An 18,551-nucleotide genomic window follows, 5' to 3' on the forward strand; every position below is an offset into this window, starting at 1 on the left:
CTCGCCAGCCCGAGCGAAAGTTCACGCTTCATGCGCTGGATGCGAATCTCTGCCACCCGCCCTCCTCTGCTTTATTGAACGACTGATATGTTGTTGTGGTCTGTTTTTTTGCTGGGCATGGCCTTCGGCGTCGCCGCGCGGCTCGGACGTTTCTGTCTGCTGCGCGGGCTGCGCCAGCAGGTGGGACTGGACGAGGAGGCCGCGCCCGGCCAGGCACCTGCATTGCAGGCCTTTGCCCTGGCCTTGGCCGTGGCCTTGCTGGCCTCGCAGGGGCTGCAGGCTCTGGGAATGCTCGATCTGAGCCAGGCCGCCATTGCGCGGCCCAGCTTTTCCATCGCTGGCGTGCTGATTGGTGGTTTGCTGTTTGGCATCGGCATGGTGCTGGCACGCGCCTGCGGAGCACGCTCTCTGGTGCTGCTGGCGGGAGGCAATCTGCGCTCTCTGGTCACCCTGGTGTTTCTGGCGCTGGGCGCACAACTGGCCATGACGGGTGTGCTGACGCCTCTGCGCCTGTGGCTGCAGGCCCTCGCCCCCCTCACTCTGGCCCAGGCCACCTTGCCCGCCTATCTGTCTTCCCTGAATACATGGCTGCTGACGCTTGGGCTGGCCTTGCTGCTGCTGGCCTACGCCCTGCTGCGTCCCGGCCTGCGTCAAAGCCGCTTGCAGTGGGGCAGTGCGTTGCTCATAGGCCTGCTGGTGACTGCCGGCTGGTGGCTGACTGCGCATATCGGGGTCGATGAGTTCGAGCCGGCCCGCCTCACCTCGCTGAGCTTCATCGGCCCGATCGCCGAGACCCTGCTCTATCTGCAACTGTCCGTGGGCCGCGAGCCCGGCATAGGCCTGGCGCTGACGGCTGGCGTGCTCGCCGGCGCATTTCTCGCAGCCCTTGGCAGTCGCACGGCACGCTGGGAAGGCTTTGACTCCACCAGCCGCCTGGCTGCCAGCGCCGGTGGCGGCCTGCTGATGGGTATTGGCGGCGTGCTGGCCGCAGGCTGCTCCATCGGCCAGGGACTGAGCGGGCTGTCCACGCTGTCGCTGGCCAGCTTTGCGGCCGTTGCCGGCATCCTGCTCGGAGCGCTTCTCAGCCTGCGCCTGCTGCGCCAGCAATAGCGCTGGCTTCGCTTGGGTATTCACCTCCGGATCAGGACCTGCTCCTAGAATCTCCAGCCACCAGCTCTGCTTGTGCCGCGTGTCGGCTGAGAGGCAATCCCATCGCGCTGCGCCCAAGCTTGCTTCCCTCCCCCGAATCCAAGGCCTGAATCAGGCCCCATTCCCATTACAGGAGCAATGCTCATGCAACGTCGCCATTTCCTCTGGACTCCGCCCGCACTCGCCCTGGGCGCCGCTGCCGGCCCGGCAATGGCTGCACCCGCCATCATCAGCAGCCAGTCGCCCATCCTGCCTCGCAAGGGCAAGGGGCCGCGTATCGTGATCTGCGGTGGCGGCTGGGGCGGCCTCACGGCGGCACGCTATCTGCGCGAGCTGATTCCCGCTTCCGACGTCGTGCTGCTGGAGCGCAATCCGACCTTCTGGTCCGGCCCCATGAGCAACAAGTGGCTGGTGGACATAGTTGGCACGGACTTCGTGAACCGCGACATGCTGCACCCGGCCAACAAATACGGCTACACACTGCTGCAGACCGAAGTCACGGGTTTCGAGCGCGACAAAAAGCTGGTGCGCACGGCCCATGGCCTGATTGAGTACGACTTCCTGATTCTCTCGGGCGGCATTCGCAACGATTACGAGGCCTGGTTCGGCAACGACCAGCGCGCCATCGAATACACGCGCACCCACTTCCCCAACGCCTACATCCCCAACCAGGAGATGCTCTCGCTCAAGAGCAAGGTCAAGAACTTCAAGGGCGGCACGCTGGTGATGACGCTGCCTCCTCCACCGCATCGCTGCCCGCCCTCGCCCTATGAGCGCGCCTGCCTGATCGCCTGGCATATCAAGAAGAACAAGATTCCCGGCAAGATCCTGATCCTCGACCCCAAGCCCAAGATCGCCCCCATAGGCGTGGGCTACAAGCAGGCTTTCGAAGAGCTGTACGCAGACATCATCACCCATGTGCCCAATGCCGGCGTCAAGGAAGTGGACCCCTTCAACAAGCAGATCAAGACCGCTGCGGGCGACTTCAAGTTTGACGATGCCATCCTCATGCCGCCCCACCAGGCCGCCGACATGGTCTGGAAGGCAGACCTGATAGGCAAGGATGCCGCCACCGGCAAGCCCACGGGCTGGGCCGATATGCATAACCGCCTGTTCCATGCCAGGAGCGACGACCGCGTCTACTTTGTGGGCGATCTGATGGGCGCGATCTCGCCCCAGTTCGGCCACTACCCCAAGAGTGGCCATGTGGCCAACTACATCGGCAAGATCGTCGCCCGGAACATTGCCGAGCGCGTGGCCGGCAAGGAGGTCGTGGCCCGGCTGCCCGACAACCTCTGCTACATGATGGTCAACGGCGACCCTCAGGAGGAAATTTCGGTGAAGTTCGAATACGAGGTGGACGCCAGCGGCCAGGTCAACCAGACCCAGATCGACATGGATGTGCGCACCTCCGATCTGGTCAAGGAAGACTTTGCCTGGATCAACGGCAAATTCGGTGATTTCTTGGGCACTTAAATCTCCCCCTGAGCGGCTTTGCCGCTTCCCCCTCTCTCTTCGGGAGGGGGACGACGCCCTCTGCTAGGCGCCCCCGCCGCGAGGCGGCTCTTGCTTGGAGCCGGTGCGAGTTTTGAAGTTTTGTTAATTGGATTGAAGAGAAGCAATGTTCAAGAACACCACCCGTAGAAGCATGGTGCTGAACGCGGCGGCAGCCGGGGCCAGTCTGGCTCTGCCCGCATCGGCTCTGGCGCAAGCCAGCAGCGCAGCCAAGACTCCCCTGGTCGGGCCGCTGGCGCCGAACCCAGCCGAGTTCAAAAAGCTCATGGAGCAATTCACCGGCGGCAAGGCCACTCAGGCCGATGGTCTGCAGCTCGATGTGCCCGTGCTGGCCGACAACCCCAGTGCCGTGCCCGTCAAGGTCAAGGTGACGCTGCCCATCACCGAGCAGGACTGGTGCGAGGAGATCATCGTGCTGGCCGAATTCAACCCCTCGCCGCTGGCCTGCCGCATGCAGTTCACCGCAGCGGCCGGAACGGCCGAAGCGGCGGCCCGCATACGCCTGTCCCAGTCGCAGACCGTGCACGCCCTGGCACGCATGAAAAGCGGCAAGGTGCTGGTAGCAAAGCAAGCAACGACGGTAGCCGCCAGCGGCTGCGGCATGTGAGAGGAACATAACTATGAACAAACCAGCTCGCGTATGGGTCAGCAATGCCAACCCCAAGAAAGGCGAAGTGCTGCGCGTGCGCGCGCAGATGGAACATGTCATGGAAAGCGGTCTGCGCACCGACCCGGCCACGGGCAAGGTGCGTCCGCGCAATATCGTGAGCCGTTTCGAAGCCCGGCTGGGCAACACCTTGCTGTTCAGCTGGGAGCCCGGCATCTCGATTGCCCAGAACCCCTATATCGAGTTCACCTTTGTCGCCCGGGAAAGTGGCGAGCTCAACATGCAGTGGAAGGACGAGCAGGGCCAGACGCTGAGTGCGCAGAAGGCGATCAGCGTCGCCTGATGGCGAGCCCCATGAAAAAGCCCCGCCCCGGTGCAGACCGGGCGGGGTTTTTTCCATGGATGACAGACCTCAGTTGCCCTGATAGCGGCCGGGGCGATGGCTGATCCACAGGAACATGCTCATGATCACCGCAGCGAGCACCGAATACGCCACACGCTCCAGCGGCACGATGGCCAGCGCCAGCAGCACAACAGTGCAGTCGATCATCATCTGCACCTTGCCGGCGCGAATGCCGTAGCGGTCCTGCAGGTAGAGAGAGACGATGGTGGCTCCGCCCAGACTGGAATGATGCCGTGCGAGGAACAGGCAACCCGATCCCATGAGCAAGCCCCCAGCCACGGCCGCATAGAGCGGATTCAGATAGTCGATATGGATGAAGCGTGGGCCCACATCGGCCATCAGCGCCAGCATGGCAACCGAGACAAAGGTCTTGATCGTGAACTCCGCGCCCATGCGCTTCCAGGCAAACCAGTAGAACGGCAGATTGATGACGAAGAAAATGGCGCCGAAAGGCAGTCCCGTAACATAGTGCAGCAAAAAGGCCACGCCCGCCGTGCTGCCCGTGAGCAGTCCCGCCTGCGCAAACAGCATCATGGTGATGGAGACAAACAGCGAGCCCGTGAACAGGGCCTGCGCGTCCTCGAAGCGGCCATGGCGCAGGCCCGAAGTAGCCGGTGCAGCAGCAGCGGGGGCATCCATGCGGCCGGCCAGAGCAGAGCTGGCCGAAGAAGATAGCGGTGTCGACATGTCGGGTAAGACAGCAAGATTGATGCCCATGATCTCGATAAAGACCGGGGCGAGCCGGTGCGGATAACACCGGGAAACCCCTTAATTTTACGGATGGACTCATGCTGTATGCACATGATTTGCTGCAACGCAACAAATCCCGAAGGGGAATTTCAGAGGCAACCCCGTCGTATATTTAAAGCTTTTCGGTTTCCGTCGCTTACCGGTAAAGCGCTAACAGCTATCAATTCAGAAGCATCTCGACTCCCCCGCGACCACAGCATTCAGGCACTCTCCAGACCAGAGGCAAAAAGCCCTGTCTGCACCATCGCAAACAGGGCTTTGAAGAGATCCGGTGGCGTTGCAGGCGATCAGCCGCGCGGCTCGTCGGGCAGGCGTTCGCGGTTGAGCGTGCGCAGCACCCGGCCATCGGCGCCAAAGGTCACCGTGAACTGCATCTCGCGCGTGGGCGGATCGATGTAGTTCCAGTCCCAGTCGGTTTCCTGCTTGAGCTTGTAAGTCATCATCTTGGCAGGCTTGCCCAGCATGCGGCGCACCTCGTTTTCCTCCATGCCGGGCACGATCTTGGCAAACACATGCGGGGCCAGCACCTGGCGCAGCGCGCTCATCTTGCCGTCAGTGTCTATGGTGATCATGTAGTTCCTGGCACCGGCCGGCTGACGGTTGTACTCGAAGGTTCGCGAGCCGTCTTCCTCGTTCCAGATGCGCTCGGGCTCGCCGAACCGGGCGCGCACATCGGCCTCAGTGGACAGACCTTCCTCCAGCTCCTTGATCTTCTGCTCGTCGCAGCCCAGCAGCGCCAGGGTGCTGATAGCAGCCACCGCCAGGGCCGCTGTCACACGGGAAAAAATATTCATGGGCTTGGATCACAATGCTTGCCAGACAGAATGCGAATTCTGACATCAAGCCACCCGCGCACGCGCGCCACTTTTGCAAACGCTTGTCAAAACGGAGCTATCCCCAGTGAGCACAACCATAGAGCAGCTGTTTTCCCAATTCACCAGCGCCGCACAGGCGGCTCAGGATCAGCAGGACAAATGGCTGATCATCGATCCCGTCTACGAGCACCTCGAAACACTGCAAGATGCCGCACTGGAGCAGGTTCTGCCGCATATTCTTACGCTGATCGAAACCTATCCCGAACTGGACTATGGCGGCCCCGGTCCGTTCGGCAGCCTGATCGAGGAGCACCCCATGGCCGCCTACACCCCGGCCTTGCTGGCGTCGCTGGAACGTCAACCCAGCGTGCAGGTGATAGGCTGGCTGGACCGTACCATGCGCGTGGACGAGGATTTCCAGCGCAATGACCCGAACCCGGTCGGAGCCACCGAATTTGCCGCTGTGCTGCGCAAGATCGTCGATTCGCCACTGGCCTCGGACGACTGCAAGGAGTTCGCGCAGATCTGTCTCAAGGATATGAAATAGCCCGGAGCGGGCCTGGCGTCCGCGACGGGCTAAAATCCGCTGTTCTGAGAGGTTTTACACATATGTCTTTCTTCCGCCGCCCCGACTACCGTTCCGACACCACCAACTTCATCAACGACCTGAAGCAGCAAAAGCCCGAGCTGGACAAGCAACAGCAAGCCGGTCGCGCCCTGCTGTGGGACAAGGACGTGAACTATGAAGTCTGGGAAGATCTGCGCGCCGGTCGCGTGGAACAACAGCCCTACGTGTACCAAACCAACCATTCCTGATCTTTTCGATGAAATCAGCCTCAAGCGCTTATTCATCAAGCGCGCTCAGCTCTGCAATTCATAGCAGACCATGAGCGAGGCTGAAGAACAGACCCTGTTGCCGGGTCAGAACCCGGACGCTTCTGATCCGTCGCCTTCGGTCGTCGATCAGGTGGCCCTGGCACGCCTGTACGGCGAGCCCCTGTTTGCGCTGCCCCAGGATCTCTATATCCCGCCCGATGCGCTGGAAGTCTTTCTCGAAGCCTTTGAAGGCCCGCTGGACTTGCTGCTCTACCTGATCCGCAAGCAGAACTTCAATATCCTCGACATCCCCATGCTGGACGTGACGCGCCAGTACATGACCTATGTGGACGAGGTACGCAGCCGCAATCTGGAGCTGGCAGCCGAATATCTGCTGATGGCGGCCATGCTCATCGAGATCAAGTCGCGCATGCTGCTGCCGCCCAAGAAGCAGGAGGATGGCGAAGAAGCCGAGGATCCGCGCGCCGAGCTGGTGCGCCGCCTGCTCGAATACGAGCAGATGAAGCTGGCCGCCCAGCAACTGGGACAGCTGCCCACCTACGGGCGCGACTTTCTCAAGGCCACGGTCTATATCGAGCAAAGCCTGCAACCGCGCTTTCCAGATGTGGAAATCGGCGAGCTGCAAGCCGCCTGGCGCGACATCCTCAAGCGCGCCAAGCTGGTGCAAAGCCACAAGATCACACGCGAAGAGCTGTCGGTACGCGAGTACATGAGTCAGATCCTCAAGCAGCTGCAGGGTCAGCGTTTTGTGGAATTCGAGCGCATCTTCAATCCAGAAAAAGGCTCGACCGTGCTGGTCGTCACCTTTATCGCCATGCTGGAGCTGGCCAAGGAAACGCTGATCGAAATCACCCAGGCCGAAGCCTACGCGCCCATTTATGTGCGCCTGGCCTATACCCCGGTGTGAGGCCGGAGAACAGTTGCAGGGCCTCGGCCTTGTAACCCTATGGCCCACCAGAAGTTCAGCAAGGGCTTACATTCGCATCCTGGGCTGCAGCACGCCAGCCTCCTGTTCCACCGCGCCTTGACGCGACACACACGACATGACATACAGCGTCAAAGAAATTTTCTACACCTTGCAAGGCGAAGGCGGCCAGGCCGGCATGCCAGCCGTGTTCTGCCGCTTTGCGGGCTGCAATCTGTGGACTGGCCGTGAGCAGGACAGACCCAAGGCCATCTGCCAGTTCTGCGACACCGATTTTGTCGGAACCGACGGCACGCTGGGCGGCAAGTTCGCCACGGCCGATGAACTGGCCGAGCGCATTCTGGGCCAGTGGCCCGCCGACGACAGCCGGCACCGCATGGTGGTGTTGACGGGCGGCGAGCCTTTGCTGCAGGTCGACCAGGCCCTGATCGCAGCCCTGCATGTGCGCGGTTTTCGTATCTCGGTGGAAAGCAATGGCACGGTGGCCGCACCCGAAGGCATAGACTGGCTGTGCATCAGCCCCAAGGCCGGTGCGGACTGGATTCAGCGCAGCGGGCAGGAGCTCAAGCTGGTCTGGCCTCAGCCCACGTTCGATCTGGCGGCCATTGAAGCCAGCACCGAGTTCCAGCACTATTTTCTGCAGCCCATGGACAACGCCCAGCAGAGCAGCAATATTGCCGCCTGTATCGCGCAATGCATGCAGCGCCCCGGCTGGCGCCTGAGCCTGCAAACCCACAAGCTCACTGGAATTAGATGACCCCCTGAGTCGCTTCGCGCCTTCCCCCCAAGGAGACGACGGCCTTTGCTGCGGGGCGGCCCTTGCCGGCCGTCCGCCATGGGATCCGCTCCCAACTCAAAGGCCGAAGACAATGCTCAGCGTCACCGATCACTGATATGCAGTTCACCGTTCACCAGCGTTTTTTCTTCGATGCCGCCCATACCCTGGAGCGGGCTATCGAGACCGAGAGCAGCCGCCGCATTCACGGCCATACTTACTGGGCCGAGGTCAGCGTGAGAGGCCCGCGCAATCCGGACAACGGCATGGTCATCGACCTCGGCCACCTGCGCGCGCGCCTGGAGTTGCTGCGCGATCAGCTAGACCATCACTTTCTCGATGAAGTGCCGGGCCTGGGCAAGCCCACGCTGGAAAACCTCTGTCTCTTCATCGCCAATGCCCTGGCCGACCTTGAGCCTGCGCCCAGCCGCATCCGCGTCTGGCGCGACAGCATCGGCGACGGCTGCGTGCTCGATCTGTCCTGAAGACAGCCACCGCATAGGCCCCGAAACAAACCCAAAAAAAGGCCCCGCTATTGCGGGGCCAGCTTGCTGAGAGTCAGACGGCTTCCCCACCAGGAGGCCTAACTCGGCAAGATCATCAGACAGCAGAGTGCGGCAGCCGCCGCAGCTCTTTGCTGCCCATGCTCTTAGAAATTGTGGCGCAGGCCGATTTCGTAGCCCGTCAGGCTCTTGCCCACAGCAGGTGTAGGGCTCAGCGACGAACCCAGCTTGCGGGAAGCCTTGTCGTCGTTGCTCATGCGTGCCACGGCCGCATAGATTTCGGTGCGCTTGGACAGCTTGTAGCCATAGCCCAGAGCCAGACGCTGGGAGTCCGCATCGCTTTGCTTCTTGTCTTTGTACCAGGTGTAGGCAGCGCGCAGTTCGCCGGCGCCCAGAGGCATTTTCACGCCCAGGCTGTACAGATCGACACGCTTGCCGTTGCCGCGGTCGGACGCGATCAGCAGCATGGGAGTGACAACGCCGAAGTTATAGGAAGCGCCCAGATTCATGGTCTTGTAGTCCACGCCAGCGGCAGCCGTGCCGCCGCGGGCGATGCCGTAGGCTGCGGCAACGTTCAGGGGACCGTTGGCATAGCCCAGACGCAGGCCGGTGGAGCTGGCCAGGCTGTGGTCGTCGGCCTGCTCGCCAAAGCTGTGGGTCAGCTGACCGTAGACGCCACCCAGCTTGGGCAGCAGATAGCTGATGGCATTGGAGTTGCGCTTGGGGTTGGAGCCTTCGGAGGTGCCTGCAGCCGAGCCGCTGATCAGGTTGTGGCCGTTGATGGCGCCCATGCCGGTGTCACCGAAGGCATGAAAGGTCTCCAGGTTCTGGTAGGCGGGGGTCTTGTCGCGACCCAGGCGGACTTCACCGAAGTTGCCCAGCAGGCTGACGGTGGAGCGGCGATCGAATTTGAAGCCGGAAGCCGTGCCGTCGTCCACGCTCAGGCTGCCTTCCAGCCAGAAATCGGCCTTCAGGCCGCTGCCCAGATCTTCCACGCCGCGAAAGCCCAGACGGCTGCTGGAGTTGCCGCCGTTGGCCAGGCCGGAAACGCTTTTGCCGGTCGTGGAGATGTGGGCCACCGACACGTCGGCCACGCCAAAGACAGTCACGCTGGATTGAGCCAGGGCACCGGCGGAAACGGTCAGGGCGGCAAGGGCGAGAAGAGTTCGTTTCATGCTGTTCACTTGTTTGTAGAAATGAGAAAGCCCATGCAGTACGGAGATGGCCTGCCTTGGACGGGCCCCGTCTGGGACTGAAGTCATTAAACAAAGTGAAAATGAAACATTAGTTACAACCCTTAAATTCTCAACAAAACAACAATCTCAACCACAATCGTCACATCGTCCTACATCAGCGGTTGGCAGAACTATCGACATCGAGAATGCGCAGGCGCCGCATTTCCCTGTCAATGCCCTCAATGAACTACATGGGTTTTACCGATCGCATTTAGACTTGCGTGATTTTTCGCAAGCACAGGCCTGCCCCATTCCAGCAACGCGCAAAGCGCCCCAGAGAGACAACCATGTTCCGCACCCTGCTCAAATCCAAGATCCACCGCGTCAAGACCACGCAATGCGAGCTGCACTACGAAGGCTCCTGCGCCATCGACGAGGATCTGCTGGATGCCGCCAACATTGCTGAAAACGAACAGGTCCATATCTGGAATATCGACAACGGAGAGCGCTTCGTGACCTACGCCATCAAGGGCGAGCGCGGCTCGGGCATGATTTCCGTCAACGGCTCGGCTGCCCGCCGCGCCAGCGTGGGCGATCTGCTCATCATTGCCGCCTTTGCCCAGGTTCATGAAAGCGATGTGGCCGAGCACCAGCCCCAGCTGGTCTTTGTGGACGACAGCAACAAACAGGTCGAGCTGCGCCACAAAGTGCCCACCCAGATGCTGTAAAAACGGCTTTTGCCTCCAACACCGAGCGAGAGAACTCCATGCCTCATCTGCATATTGAATACACCGACAACCTGACCGGCCTGAACGAGCGCGAGCTGATGCGCGACATCAACGCAGTGGTCTGCTCCCATCCCACCGTTCTCGATGAAGCCGATGTGAAGGCCCGTATTGCCCGCCTGAACATGGACCATGTCTATATCGGCACCCAGCCCGAAAAGCGCGGCTTTGTCCATGTACACCTGCAGCTGATGGCAGGCCGCAGCACCGAAGCCAAGAAGCAGATGTCGGACGGCATTGCCGAAGTCCTGCGCCGCCTCGTGCCCCAGCCTGCCGATGTGATGGTGCAGCTGAGCGTGGACGTATCCGATATGGACAAGGCCACCTACTTCAAGGGTCGCCTCTAAGTCCTTCAAGACTCCCGCAACAGCGCCCGCAGCCCATGCTTGCGGGCGTTGCTGTTTCAGGGACATCGGCCTGAATAAAAATCGCCTTGCCTTCTCCAAAGGCACAAACAGCTCTTGAATCATGAGCAGACCTGACTCTCGCCCCCGCTGCCCCCACTGTCACCGAGCGCTGCGCACCTGCATCTGCTCGCTGGCCCAGGCGGTCGCGCATCAGGCCGAAGTGCTGATCCTCATGCATCCCATGGAAGTGCATGAAGCCAAGGGCACGGGGCATTTGCTGCATCTGTGTCTGCCGCATAGCCGGGTGATGGTGGGCGAGGAATTCGATGCCGCCGAGCTGGAAGCGGCTCTCCATGGAAGCTGGACCAGTTGGGCCGATACCGATGGTGCGCCACGCCACAGCCTGCTGCTCTACCCCGATACCGCAGAGCAGGATGCCGCCCTGGGGTTGGCTGCGGCCAGCCCCCTACCCTTGCCCTGGCCGCAGCCGCCAGAGCGCCTTCGGCTGGTGGTCATCGACGGCACCTGGCGCAAAAGCCGCAAGATGCTCTATCTCAATCCTGCTCTGCAAGCCCTGCCGCGCCTGCCCCTCCAAAATGTGGAGGACTCCGGTTACGCCATCCGCAAGGCCCATCTGCCAGGACAGCTCTCCAGCTTCGAGGCAGCGGCCCAGGCCCTGGCACAGCTGCACAACTGGACCGTAGATGGGTCAGCCAATGCAACACTGCATGAAGTCTTCAAGCAGTTTGTGACGCAGCAAATGCAGCTGCGCCAACACAATCAGGCACCCCAAAGGAGCGCCTGATGTTCAGCCGTCAAACGGCTTTTCGACTCAGCGGTTGTTGACCACCTGCTCGGGCACATCGGCAGGCTTGGCGGGATCGGTCACCACCAGAGCGGGGCCGCTGCGCTCGCTCTTGCCGCGCTTGCGCTCTGCTGCTCCATCGTCGGCGCTCAGGCTGTCGCGGGTGTTTTTCTGCACGGCAATCGCACCAAACAGAGCCAGTGCAAAAGCCATGGCATAGAACCCTTTTTCGCTGAGTTGCAACGTGGCGTTGAAGAGACCTGTGCCCAGAAGCAGCACCGCGATGATCAGCGCCACCCAGCTGATGCCGTAGTAAATGCCGGTCACGGCAACGCCTTCGAGCTTGTCGCGCACGGTTTTCTGCAGCGAGATGGCCGAGTACAGGCCCAGCACCAACACGGCAAAGTAAAAGCCTTTCTCGTTGAGCTGCATGGCTGCATTCCACAGCCCGGCCATGAAGGCTACGACACCCAGCAGCAAGGCGGCCCAGGATGCGCCGACAAAGGCGGTTGAAGGCTTGTGGCTGGTGACGGCTTGAGAGTTCATGAGCTTGTCTCGAAAGTTGTGGTGAACGGATAGTAGAAAATCCATTCTCTCAAGCCAAGAGTTTCTTCACAAGGTATCGCCAGAAGATACCCAAAGAGCTGTTTCACTCATCAGCCACTGGCTTGCCTGAACCGCCCCGGCTACGAACCCCGGCGGCAGCGGCTTCATCCGGAGCACGGCCATCTGCCGCTTCATGCGCTGCAGTGGCCCGAAGCAGAAGCCTGCGTGAGCGCAACAACCGGGCGCGCAGGCGCTAATCCTCATCCTCGACTTCATCTCCATCCATGGCGGCATTGAGCTCCTCCTGGACATGGGGCGGCATGCCGTCTTCCCAGCCATGCTCGTCGACATAGGCATAGATATCGGGTTGCTCGCCGGGCACGGCCTGCAGCATGATGGCCGGAATCTGCCATTTGGCTTCATCGCCCTTGACGGCTTCGCTGGTCCAGTCATAGCCAGGATGCTTTTCATTGCCCGTGGGCGAAGCCAGATCGTTGGCCGGATCCCAGCCAATGGTGGCCGGAGCAAGATTGCCCTGTTCAAAGCGCTGGCTCAGCGCCTGCACACGGGCCCAGCCTGAGCGGTTGATGCTGGGAACCTTGTCCTGCGAAGCATAGTGCTGGAAGTAGCCCGGCTGCTGATACCAGTACAAGGCCTTGGCAACGGCCGGCTCCAGCTTGGGATGCTTGCTGATCCAGTCGGGCAACGCGCTGCCGTTGTCGTAGTTCATGGTGGTGACCACGGCCAGCCACTGAAGGGGCGTGGCAGTGGCCAGGAATTCCTTCATCAGGTCCAGATACAGGGCATCAAAGTCGTCGTCATCCATGGCTGAGACTCCTCCAGGTTGCTTACATCCGCACGATAACAAACCAGGCCTAGGCGATCAAACGAGCATCCAGCCAGCCACGCAGGCTATTGATAAAGGCCCAGCCGCTGGCATGGCTTGCCTCTTGCAGCGTCACCACCTGCTCTGTCAGCCGGCCCTGGGACAGGGCCAGTGCCCGCCCCACGCCCGGCAGCAGCCCGCATTGCAGCGGCGGGGTGACCCAGCGCCCATCGAACTGCACGGCAATATTGCCGCGCGTGCCTTCGGTGATCTGACCGTCCTCATTGAAAAGCACGATATCGAAAATGCCGGCGCTCTGGGGCTTGAAAGCGTCGTAATGCTGACGTACCGAGGTTTTGAAACGCACCACATCGCTATGCGCCACCGCGCTTGCAATGGGTTGATGCGCCAGCTGCAGCGCCACCGGCTGGACCGTGGGCGGCAAGGGCTCAGCCGTGATCTGCACTTCACCGGTGATCGAAAGCGCCAGCCGCACGCGCCAGTCGCCCATGGCATGAGTCTGCCTGGCCATGCGCTCCATATCGGACTCCAGCTGCATCTGCATCAAGGGATAGCGAAAATGCTGCGCAGTGATCTGCAGGCGCGCCCAATGCAGGGCCCAGTTCTGCCAGCGGCCATCCTTGAGCGCCAGGGTTTCGAGGATCTCAAGATTCGTGTTCATGCTCCAACACCTTGCTCAAGCACCTTCAGAAAAGCCTGCTTGTGTTGCCATTCCATCCATTCATCGGCCGCATTGGCGCTGGCCGTGATACCGCTGCCTACGCCGCAGCTCAGGCGCCCATTCCTGAGCACCACGGTGCGAATGGGAACATTGAAAGTTGCGTGAATACTCCCCGGCTTGGCCCCGGGTCGCACCACGCCCAGCGCACCGCAGTAGACGCCACGAGGCTCGGGCTCCAGCTCGCGAATCAGGCGCATGGCCTGGCGCTTGGGCGCCCCGGTGATAGAGCCGCAAGGGAATAGCGCCCCGAATACATCCACCAGCCGCACATCCGGGCGCGTGCGTGCCACCACATCCGAGGTCATCTGCCAGACGGCCGGCAGTGCCTGGACCTGAAACAGCTGCGGCACTTTCACGCTGTGCGGCACGGCTATGCGTGACAGATCGTTGCGCAGCAAGTCCACGATCATCACGTTCTCGGCCCGCTCCTTGGCCGACTCGCGCATGGTTTGCGCGGCCTTCGCATCGGCTTCGGGGGTCCTGCCGCGCGCCGCCGTGCCCTTCATGGGGCGGGTCAGAATCCGCTCGCCGTCCCAGTCGAAAAACAACTCCGGGGACAGCGACAGCACCTGCATGTCGCCACAATCAACCAATGCTGCATAGCCTCCGGGCTGGGCCCGCTGCAGCCTTGCAAACAGCTCTTGGGCCAGGGCGGAAGTGTCGGACTCTTTCTCACCCGATAGCTCTGCAGTCAAGGGGGCCGTGTAATTGATCTGATAGCAGTCGCCCGCTGCGATGGCCGCATGAATGCGCGCCACATGGGCATCGAACTGTTCGCGGCTCAGAGCCGTCTGCCAATGTATTGCAGCAGAAGGCACGGGCGGGTTCTGCCCGCAGGCAGCCAGCGGCGCGCGATGCAGGCCGAACCAGGCCAGCGGCTGGCCAGTGGAATTCCTATGCACGGCCTCGGCATAGGCGCGATCAAACCCGCTGGCCGCCTCATAGGCCAGCCAGCCCACGCACCACAGGCCTTGCTCGGCGGCCTGCTGCACGGCTTCCAGCACGGCAGGCACGTCCTCGGGAGCATGGGCTTGCAATATGCGCTCGGGCTCGTCAAAGCCATGCTGCAAACGGGCAGCACCCGTCTGCCAGGGAGCGGTGAAATCAAGAACGGTTTTCAAGTCAGATCACCTGCAAGCACACTATCAATATGCGCCGAATGCTATCAAACTTGCTATATCCATCAGCCTGGCATTGCCGGCATAAAAAAACGCGCTGAAGGAATCCCTCAGCGCGCATCCACCAATGGGCCACCTCTGTCGGATGGCTAAGAGAGAACTCTGTTACTTGCCGCCCAGTTGCGACTGGTACTTGGCCACGGCAGCCGTGTAGGCGGGGCTGGCCAGCAGACGCTGGTATTCGGCATAAGCCTTGCGGTACTCGGTGCTGAATTCTGTTTCGACATAAGCCGCAGGCGTGGGCATATAGCCCAGACCTGCACGCTGGTACATCTCAAGGTCGGCCATCACTTCGGCACGACTTTTGCTGGCGGTTACGGAAGTTTGAGGGAGGTCTTGAGCCATGGCAACCGCGGCGCTGGCGGTCAGCACAGCTGCGGTCAACAAACGGGTGAGGGAGCGCATTTTCAATCCTTTCAACGGCGCAGCGGCGGAAAGAAGACCTGCCGCGTACTGCACGACTGAACTATGCGCCCTGCCCCCACGGGCCGTCTGTGCGTTTTCTCACGCAAAAAATCATTTCACATTGCGAAATCAATGCGCTTCTTCGAGCAGCAGCCGCAGGCCATCGACGCGGCAAAGACGCAGATTGCGCCCTTCACGTCTGAGCAGGCCCAGGCGCGTGAGCCGCGACATCTCGCGTGCGACTTCTTCGCGGCTGGTGCCCAGCATCAAGGCCAGATCGTTCTGGCGCGGAGCCGGCGACAGCAGGGCCTCGTCGTTCTCGATTCCCGCCATCTCGGCCCGCTCCAGCAACTGGGCATGCAGGCGGCCCCGCACCGTGAGGGTTCCCAGGCTGACCACACGCCGCGCCAGCACCCCGGCCAGCTCGCTGAGCCGCTGGACCACGGCCCGCATGACCAGAACATCGCTCATGATCAATGCTTCGAGCTCTGCACTGGAAAGCGATGCCACCAGGCTTTCATGCGTGGCCTGCACCTGCACGGACACATGCCTGACCAGAGGCTTGGGCGCGAAAGCACCAAAAAAGAAACCGGGCTCCAGATAACCCAGAATCATGGCCCGCCCGCTGGTGCTGTAGCTGCCGACACTGAGCTGGCCGTTGATCAGCATGTACATGCGCTCATCGGTATAGGCCCCGTGCAGCACCTGTCCCGACTCCAGCCGGTGCCAAAGGCATTGCCCCGCCAGCACGGACAGCCTCTCGTCGGAAAGCGACTCCAGCCAGCTCACGTTGCGCAGCCCCTGCCAGGCAACGGCTGACACAGGCGCTGAAACCGAGGGCTGCGGGGACTCGAGCATGGACATGAACCACCTTGTGCAAAAAGAAATGGAAGGCCGCTGAACGCAGGGCCATGCAATGCATGGCCACACAGCATAGTAAGGTGGCCGACAGCAGCCATACCCTTTTTCAACGTGGCGCTGCAGCGCAGCATCGCATAGACTCGCGGGCAAATTTGCCTGCAGGCTTTTCTGCGGGGCCCAGCCATAGACAAGACCAGGAGACACCCCATGACCGCTACCGGCACGCCTTACGGCACCATCCCCCCCTCTTCGCCCCAGCCCCAGCGCCGCCCCGTCAGCCTGCCGCGCTTGGCTCAGATGCGCGCGGCCGGTGAAAAAATCACCATGCTGACGGCCTATGACGCCACTTTTGCCGCCGTGGCCGACGCGGCCGGGGTGGAGTGCATCCTGGTCGGCGACTCGCTGGGCATGGTCTGCCAGGGCCTGCACAGCACCGTGGGCGTGACGCTTCAGGATATGGCCTATCACACGGCCAGCGTCACGCGCGGCCTGCATCGCGCCCAGGCCACAGCCTGGGTGATTGCCGACATGCCCTACGGCAGCTATGCCGAAAGTCCCGAACAGGCCATGCGCAGCGCCTGCCAGCTGATGCAGGCCGGCGCCCATATGGTCAAGCTCGAAGGCGGTGGCTGGACCGCACCCACCGTGCGCTTTCTCGTCGATCGCGGCGTGCCCGTCTGCGCCCACCTGGGACTGACGCCGCAGACCGTGCATGCACTGGGCGGCTACCGCGTCCAGGGCAAGGACGAACAGGCCGCCGCTACGCTGCGCCAGCATGCGCTGGAGTTGCAGGACGCCGGGGCCGCCATGCTGGTGCTGGAGATGGTGCCCGCAGCCCTGTCCGCCCAACTGACCGAAGAGCTGCCGCTGTGCCACACCATAGGCATTGGCGCGGGCAATGGCACGGCCGGCCAGGTTCTGGTGCTGCACGACATGCTGGGCGTGAACCTGGGCAAGATGGCCAGGTTCGTGCACAACTTCATGGCCGATGCAGGCAGCGTCAAGGGCGCCATGGAAGCCTATGTGCAGGCCGTCAAGAATGGCCGCTTCCCCGACAATGCCCTGCACGCCTGGTGAGTCCGGGCTTTTGTTTTTGTTTTCCCCCACTGTTTGAGTCATGCAAATCGTTCACACCATCGCCGACCTGCGCGCCGCCCTGGCCGGTCGCGGCCGCCCTGCTTTTGTGCCAACCATGGGCAATCTGCACGAAGGCCATCTCTCCCTGGTGCGCCAGGCCCGCCAGCATGGCGATGTGACCGTGGCCAGCATCTTCGTGAACCGCCTGCAGTTTCTGCCTCACGAAGATTTCGACAGCTACCCGCGCACCTTCGATGCCGACTGCGCCAAGCTGGAAGCCGAGGGCTGCGACATCGTCTTCGCCCCCAGGGAGAAAGACCTCTACCCCGAGCCGCAGACCTTCAAGGTCCAGCCCGATGCGCAGCTGGCCGACATTCTGGAAGGGCACTTCCGCCCCGGCTTCTTCACCGGCGTCTGCACCGTGGTCATGAAGCTGTTCCAGGCCGTGTTTGCCACCACGGGCGGCGGCACGGCCGTTTTCGGGCAGAAGGACTATCAGCAGTTGATGGTGATCCGCCGCATGGTGCAGCAGTTCGCACTGCCCATAGAGATCATCGGCTGCGCCACGGCACGCGCCGACAGCGGCCTGGCCCTGAGCTCGCGCAACGGCTACCTCAGCGATGAGCAGCGTGTGCAGGCCATGGCGCTGTCGCAGGCGCTCAAGGCACTGGCCGATGCCGCACGCCAGGGCGGCAATCTGGCCGATCTCGAAGCGCAGGCCATGGCCGCGCTGCGCGCCAAGGGCTGGGAGCCCGACTATGTGAGCGTGCGCCAGCGCAGCGATCTGCAGACACCTGTCGATGCGCGCAGCGGCGATCTGGTGGCCCTGGGCGCGGCACGCCTGGGTAGCACCCGGCTCATAGACAACCTGGAGTTCTAGGCCTTCTTAGGCGCTTTGTGGCGAGGCATGTGGGCAGCGGGCGGCACACCCGCTGCGGCGCGGCCAACCCAGGATCAGGCCCTTGCCTCGTGTCTCTGATTCAGGCCCCGCCAGCGTCAGGCATCAAGACCAATGCAGAGGCGAGTAGCGCTCTCAGCACTGGTAGGAGTCCGTCGATGACCGACCGGGCAGAGGCTGCAGCTCAAGTCCCTGCCCATTGAGCCGGCAGAACAGGCCGCTGCCCATTTCCAGCTCCAGCACAAAATCGGCATCGCTGACAAAAGGCAGGGGCAGGCTGCGCAGGCGCTGACCAGCAATATGCAGCTGCGCTTGCCGGACACGGCCCACGGCGGCCAGGATTCGCGCCAAATCGGCCTCCGGCACTTTGTCAGCCTGCGCAGTTTGCTTGCATATCAATAGCATCGGCTGCCACAGGCCCTCCCCGGCCCCGACTCGGTCACCGTCAAGCACACGGGCAGCGGAAAAGCGGATCTGCAATGCGCCGTTCTGCAGGCTGATTGCGGCGACCTCGGAATCTTCAAACTCGAAATTCATGGGCCCGAGCATAGCGCTCTGGCACCTTGGCAACAGCGGCCAGGGCCGCTGCCGCGCATACTGTCGGCTACTCCACACAAGAAGGAACGA

24 protein-coding genes are annotated in these 18,551 nt (G+C 62.0%); 14 read left to right on the forward strand and 10 right to left on the reverse strand.

Annotated features, from left to right (window positions below; all coding sequences use genetic code 11):
• Positions 1 to 87: 87 nt before the first annotated feature.
• The 4 genes from JAO85_RS15965 (at position 88) to soxZ (ending at position 3,614) form a co-directional block, all read left to right on the forward strand.
• Positions 88 to 1,110 (forward strand): YeeE/YedE family protein, encoded by a 1,023-nt coding sequence (locus JAO85_RS15965; protein ID WP_039049695.1) that lies wholly within the window; start codon positions 88 to 90, stop codon positions 1,108 to 1,110.
• Between the two features lie 183 nt (positions 1,111 to 1,293).
• Positions 1,294 to 2,625 (forward strand): FAD/NAD(P)-binding oxidoreductase, encoded by a 1,332-nt coding sequence (locus tag JAO85_RS15970; protein WP_039049741.1) that lies wholly within the window; start codon positions 1,294 to 1,296, stop codon positions 2,623 to 2,625.
• 145 nt (positions 2,626 to 2,770) lie between these two features.
• Positions 2,771 to 3,271 (forward strand): thiosulfate oxidation carrier protein SoxY, encoded by a 501-nt coding sequence (locus JAO85_RS15975; RefSeq protein WP_039049694.1) that lies wholly within the window; start codon positions 2,771 to 2,773, stop codon positions 3,269 to 3,271.
• Between the two features lie 13 nt (positions 3,272 to 3,284).
• Positions 3,285 to 3,614, forward strand: a complete 330-nt coding sequence (gene soxZ, locus JAO85_RS15980; protein WP_012839634.1) for a thiosulfate oxidation carrier complex protein SoxZ — start codon at positions 3,285 to 3,287, stop codon at positions 3,612 to 3,614.
• Between the two features lie 69 nt (positions 3,615 to 3,683).
• Here soxZ and JAO85_RS15985 read toward each other — a convergent pair whose 3' ends face one another.
• Positions 3,684 to 4,391, reverse strand: coding sequence for a YitT family protein (locus tag JAO85_RS15985; RefSeq protein WP_003065804.1), 708 nt, complete (start codon positions 4,389 to 4,391; stop codon positions 3,684 to 3,686).
• Between the two features lie 320 nt (positions 4,392 to 4,711).
• Positions 4,712 to 5,218, reverse strand: coding sequence for an outer membrane protein assembly factor BamE (locus tag JAO85_RS15990; protein WP_202788508.1), 507 nt, complete (start codon positions 5,216 to 5,218; stop codon positions 4,712 to 4,714).
• Positions 5,219 to 5,324: 106 nt separating this feature from the next.
• Between JAO85_RS15990 and JAO85_RS15995 the strand changes: the two genes are divergently transcribed.
• The 5 genes from JAO85_RS15995 (at position 5,325) to JAO85_RS16015 (ending at position 8,261) form a co-directional block, all read left to right on the forward strand.
• Complete coding sequence (locus tag JAO85_RS15995; RefSeq protein ID WP_039049693.1) at positions 5,325 to 5,786, forward strand: hypothetical protein; 462 nt, start codon at positions 5,325 to 5,327, stop codon at positions 5,784 to 5,786.
• 62 nt (positions 5,787 to 5,848) lie between these two features.
• Positions 5,849 to 6,055 (forward strand): DUF3460 family protein, encoded by a 207-nt coding sequence (locus tag JAO85_RS16000; protein WP_003051953.1) that lies wholly within the window; start codon positions 5,849 to 5,851, stop codon positions 6,053 to 6,055.
• 70 nt (positions 6,056 to 6,125) lie between these two features.
• Entirely contained in the window at positions 6,126 to 6,983 is an 858-nt protein-coding gene (locus tag JAO85_RS16005) for a ScpA family protein (protein WP_003065796.1), read from the forward strand.
• Positions 6,984 to 7,119: 136 nt separating this feature from the next.
• Positions 7,120 to 7,758 (forward strand): 7-carboxy-7-deazaguanine synthase, encoded by a 639-nt coding sequence (queE, locus tag JAO85_RS16010; RefSeq protein ID WP_012839636.1) that lies wholly within the window; start codon positions 7,120 to 7,122, stop codon positions 7,756 to 7,758.
• Between the two features lie 137 nt (positions 7,759 to 7,895).
• The gene (locus tag JAO85_RS16015) at positions 7,896 to 8,261 is read left to right on the forward strand and encodes a 6-carboxytetrahydropterin synthase (protein ID WP_003065792.1); all 366 of its coding nucleotides are present in this window, start codon (positions 7,896 to 7,898) and stop codon (positions 8,259 to 8,261) included.
• A 164-nt stretch (positions 8,262 to 8,425) separates the two neighbouring features.
• Here the strand turns inward: JAO85_RS16015 and JAO85_RS16020 are convergent, their stop codons facing one another.
• Positions 8,426 to 9,454, reverse strand: a complete 1,029-nt coding sequence (locus JAO85_RS16020; protein WP_202788509.1) for a porin — start codon at positions 9,452 to 9,454, stop codon at positions 8,426 to 8,428.
• 347 nt (positions 9,455 to 9,801) lie between these two features.
• Here JAO85_RS16020 and panD point away from each other — a divergent pair, with 347 nt between their 5' ends.
• The 3 genes from panD to JAO85_RS16035 all read left to right on the forward strand — a co-directional run bounded on the left by panD (position 9,802) and on the right by JAO85_RS16035 (position 11,391).
• Positions 9,802 to 10,182, forward strand: a complete 381-nt coding sequence (panD, locus tag JAO85_RS16025; protein WP_003065787.1) for an aspartate 1-decarboxylase — start codon at positions 9,802 to 9,804, stop codon at positions 10,180 to 10,182.
• Between the two features lie 38 nt (positions 10,183 to 10,220).
• Complete coding sequence (locus JAO85_RS16030) at positions 10,221 to 10,586, forward strand: 5-carboxymethyl-2-hydroxymuconate Delta-isomerase (protein WP_012839638.1); 366 nt, start codon at positions 10,221 to 10,223, stop codon at positions 10,584 to 10,586.
• Positions 10,587 to 10,707: 121 nt separating this feature from the next.
• Positions 10,708 to 11,391 (forward strand): tRNA-uridine aminocarboxypropyltransferase, encoded by a 684-nt coding sequence (locus JAO85_RS16035; protein ID WP_039049692.1) that lies wholly within the window; start codon positions 10,708 to 10,710, stop codon positions 11,389 to 11,391.
• A gap of 27 nt (positions 11,392 to 11,418) precedes the next feature.
• On the opposite strand, the gene yiaA is transcribed toward JAO85_RS16035, so the two are convergent.
• The 6 genes from yiaA to JAO85_RS16065 form a co-directional block, all read right to left on the reverse strand.
• Positions 11,419 to 11,937: an inner membrane protein YiaA gene (gene yiaA / locus JAO85_RS16040; RefSeq protein ID WP_003065781.1), complete on the reverse strand. Its 519-nt coding sequence runs from the start codon at positions 11,935 to 11,937 to the stop codon at positions 11,419 to 11,421.
• Positions 11,938 to 12,190: 253 nt separating this feature from the next.
• Positions 12,191 to 12,763 (reverse strand): DUF4274 domain-containing protein, encoded by a 573-nt coding sequence (locus JAO85_RS16045; protein ID WP_003065778.1) that lies wholly within the window; start codon positions 12,761 to 12,763, stop codon positions 12,191 to 12,193.
• Positions 12,764 to 12,812: 49 nt separating this feature from the next.
• A complete protein-coding gene (locus JAO85_RS16050; protein ID WP_039049690.1) occupies positions 12,813 to 13,445 on the reverse strand; it encodes an aminotransferase class IV in 633 nt (210 codons plus the stop codon).
• Positions 13,442 to 14,626, reverse strand: coding sequence for an aminodeoxychorismate synthase component I (pabB, locus tag JAO85_RS16055; RefSeq protein WP_202788510.1), 1,185 nt, complete (start codon positions 14,624 to 14,626; stop codon positions 13,442 to 13,444). The genes JAO85_RS16050 and pabB overlap by 4 nt, the downstream gene beginning before the upstream one ends.
• A 162-nt stretch (positions 14,627 to 14,788) precedes the next feature.
• The gene (locus JAO85_RS16060; protein WP_003065771.1) at positions 14,789 to 15,088 is read right to left on the reverse strand and encodes a DUF4148 domain-containing protein; all 300 of its coding nucleotides are present in this window, start codon (positions 15,086 to 15,088) and stop codon (positions 14,789 to 14,791) included.
• Positions 15,089 to 15,217: 129 nt separating this feature from the next.
• Positions 15,218 to 15,952, reverse strand: coding sequence for a Crp/Fnr family transcriptional regulator (locus JAO85_RS16065; RefSeq protein WP_039049688.1), 735 nt, complete (start codon positions 15,950 to 15,952; stop codon positions 15,218 to 15,220).
• Between the two features lie 204 nt (positions 15,953 to 16,156).
• On the opposite strand from JAO85_RS16065, the gene panB reads away from it, so the two are divergent.
• Both panB and panC read left to right on the forward strand, forming a co-directional pair.
• Entirely contained in the window at positions 16,157 to 17,026 is an 870-nt protein-coding gene (gene panB / locus JAO85_RS16070) for a 3-methyl-2-oxobutanoate hydroxymethyltransferase (RefSeq protein WP_039049687.1), read from the forward strand.
• Positions 17,027 to 17,066: 40 nt separating this feature from the next.
• The gene (gene panC / locus JAO85_RS16075) at positions 17,067 to 17,906 is read left to right on the forward strand and encodes a pantoate--beta-alanine ligase (protein WP_202788511.1); all 840 of its coding nucleotides are present in this window, start codon (positions 17,067 to 17,069) and stop codon (positions 17,904 to 17,906) included.
• A gap of 153 nt (positions 17,907 to 18,059) precedes the next feature.
• Here the strand turns inward: panC and JAO85_RS16080 are convergent, their stop codons facing one another.
• Entirely contained in the window at positions 18,060 to 18,461 is a 402-nt protein-coding gene (locus tag JAO85_RS16080; protein ID WP_012839647.1) for a hypothetical protein, read from the reverse strand.
• Positions 18,462 to 18,551: the final 90 nt, after the last annotated feature.

Origin of the sequence: Comamonas sp. NyZ500 (assembly GCF_016772095.1) — a bacterium.
In the GTDB taxonomy this organism is placed as follows: Bacteria; Pseudomonadota; Gammaproteobacteria; order Burkholderiales; family Burkholderiaceae_C; genus Comamonas; species Comamonas thiooxydans.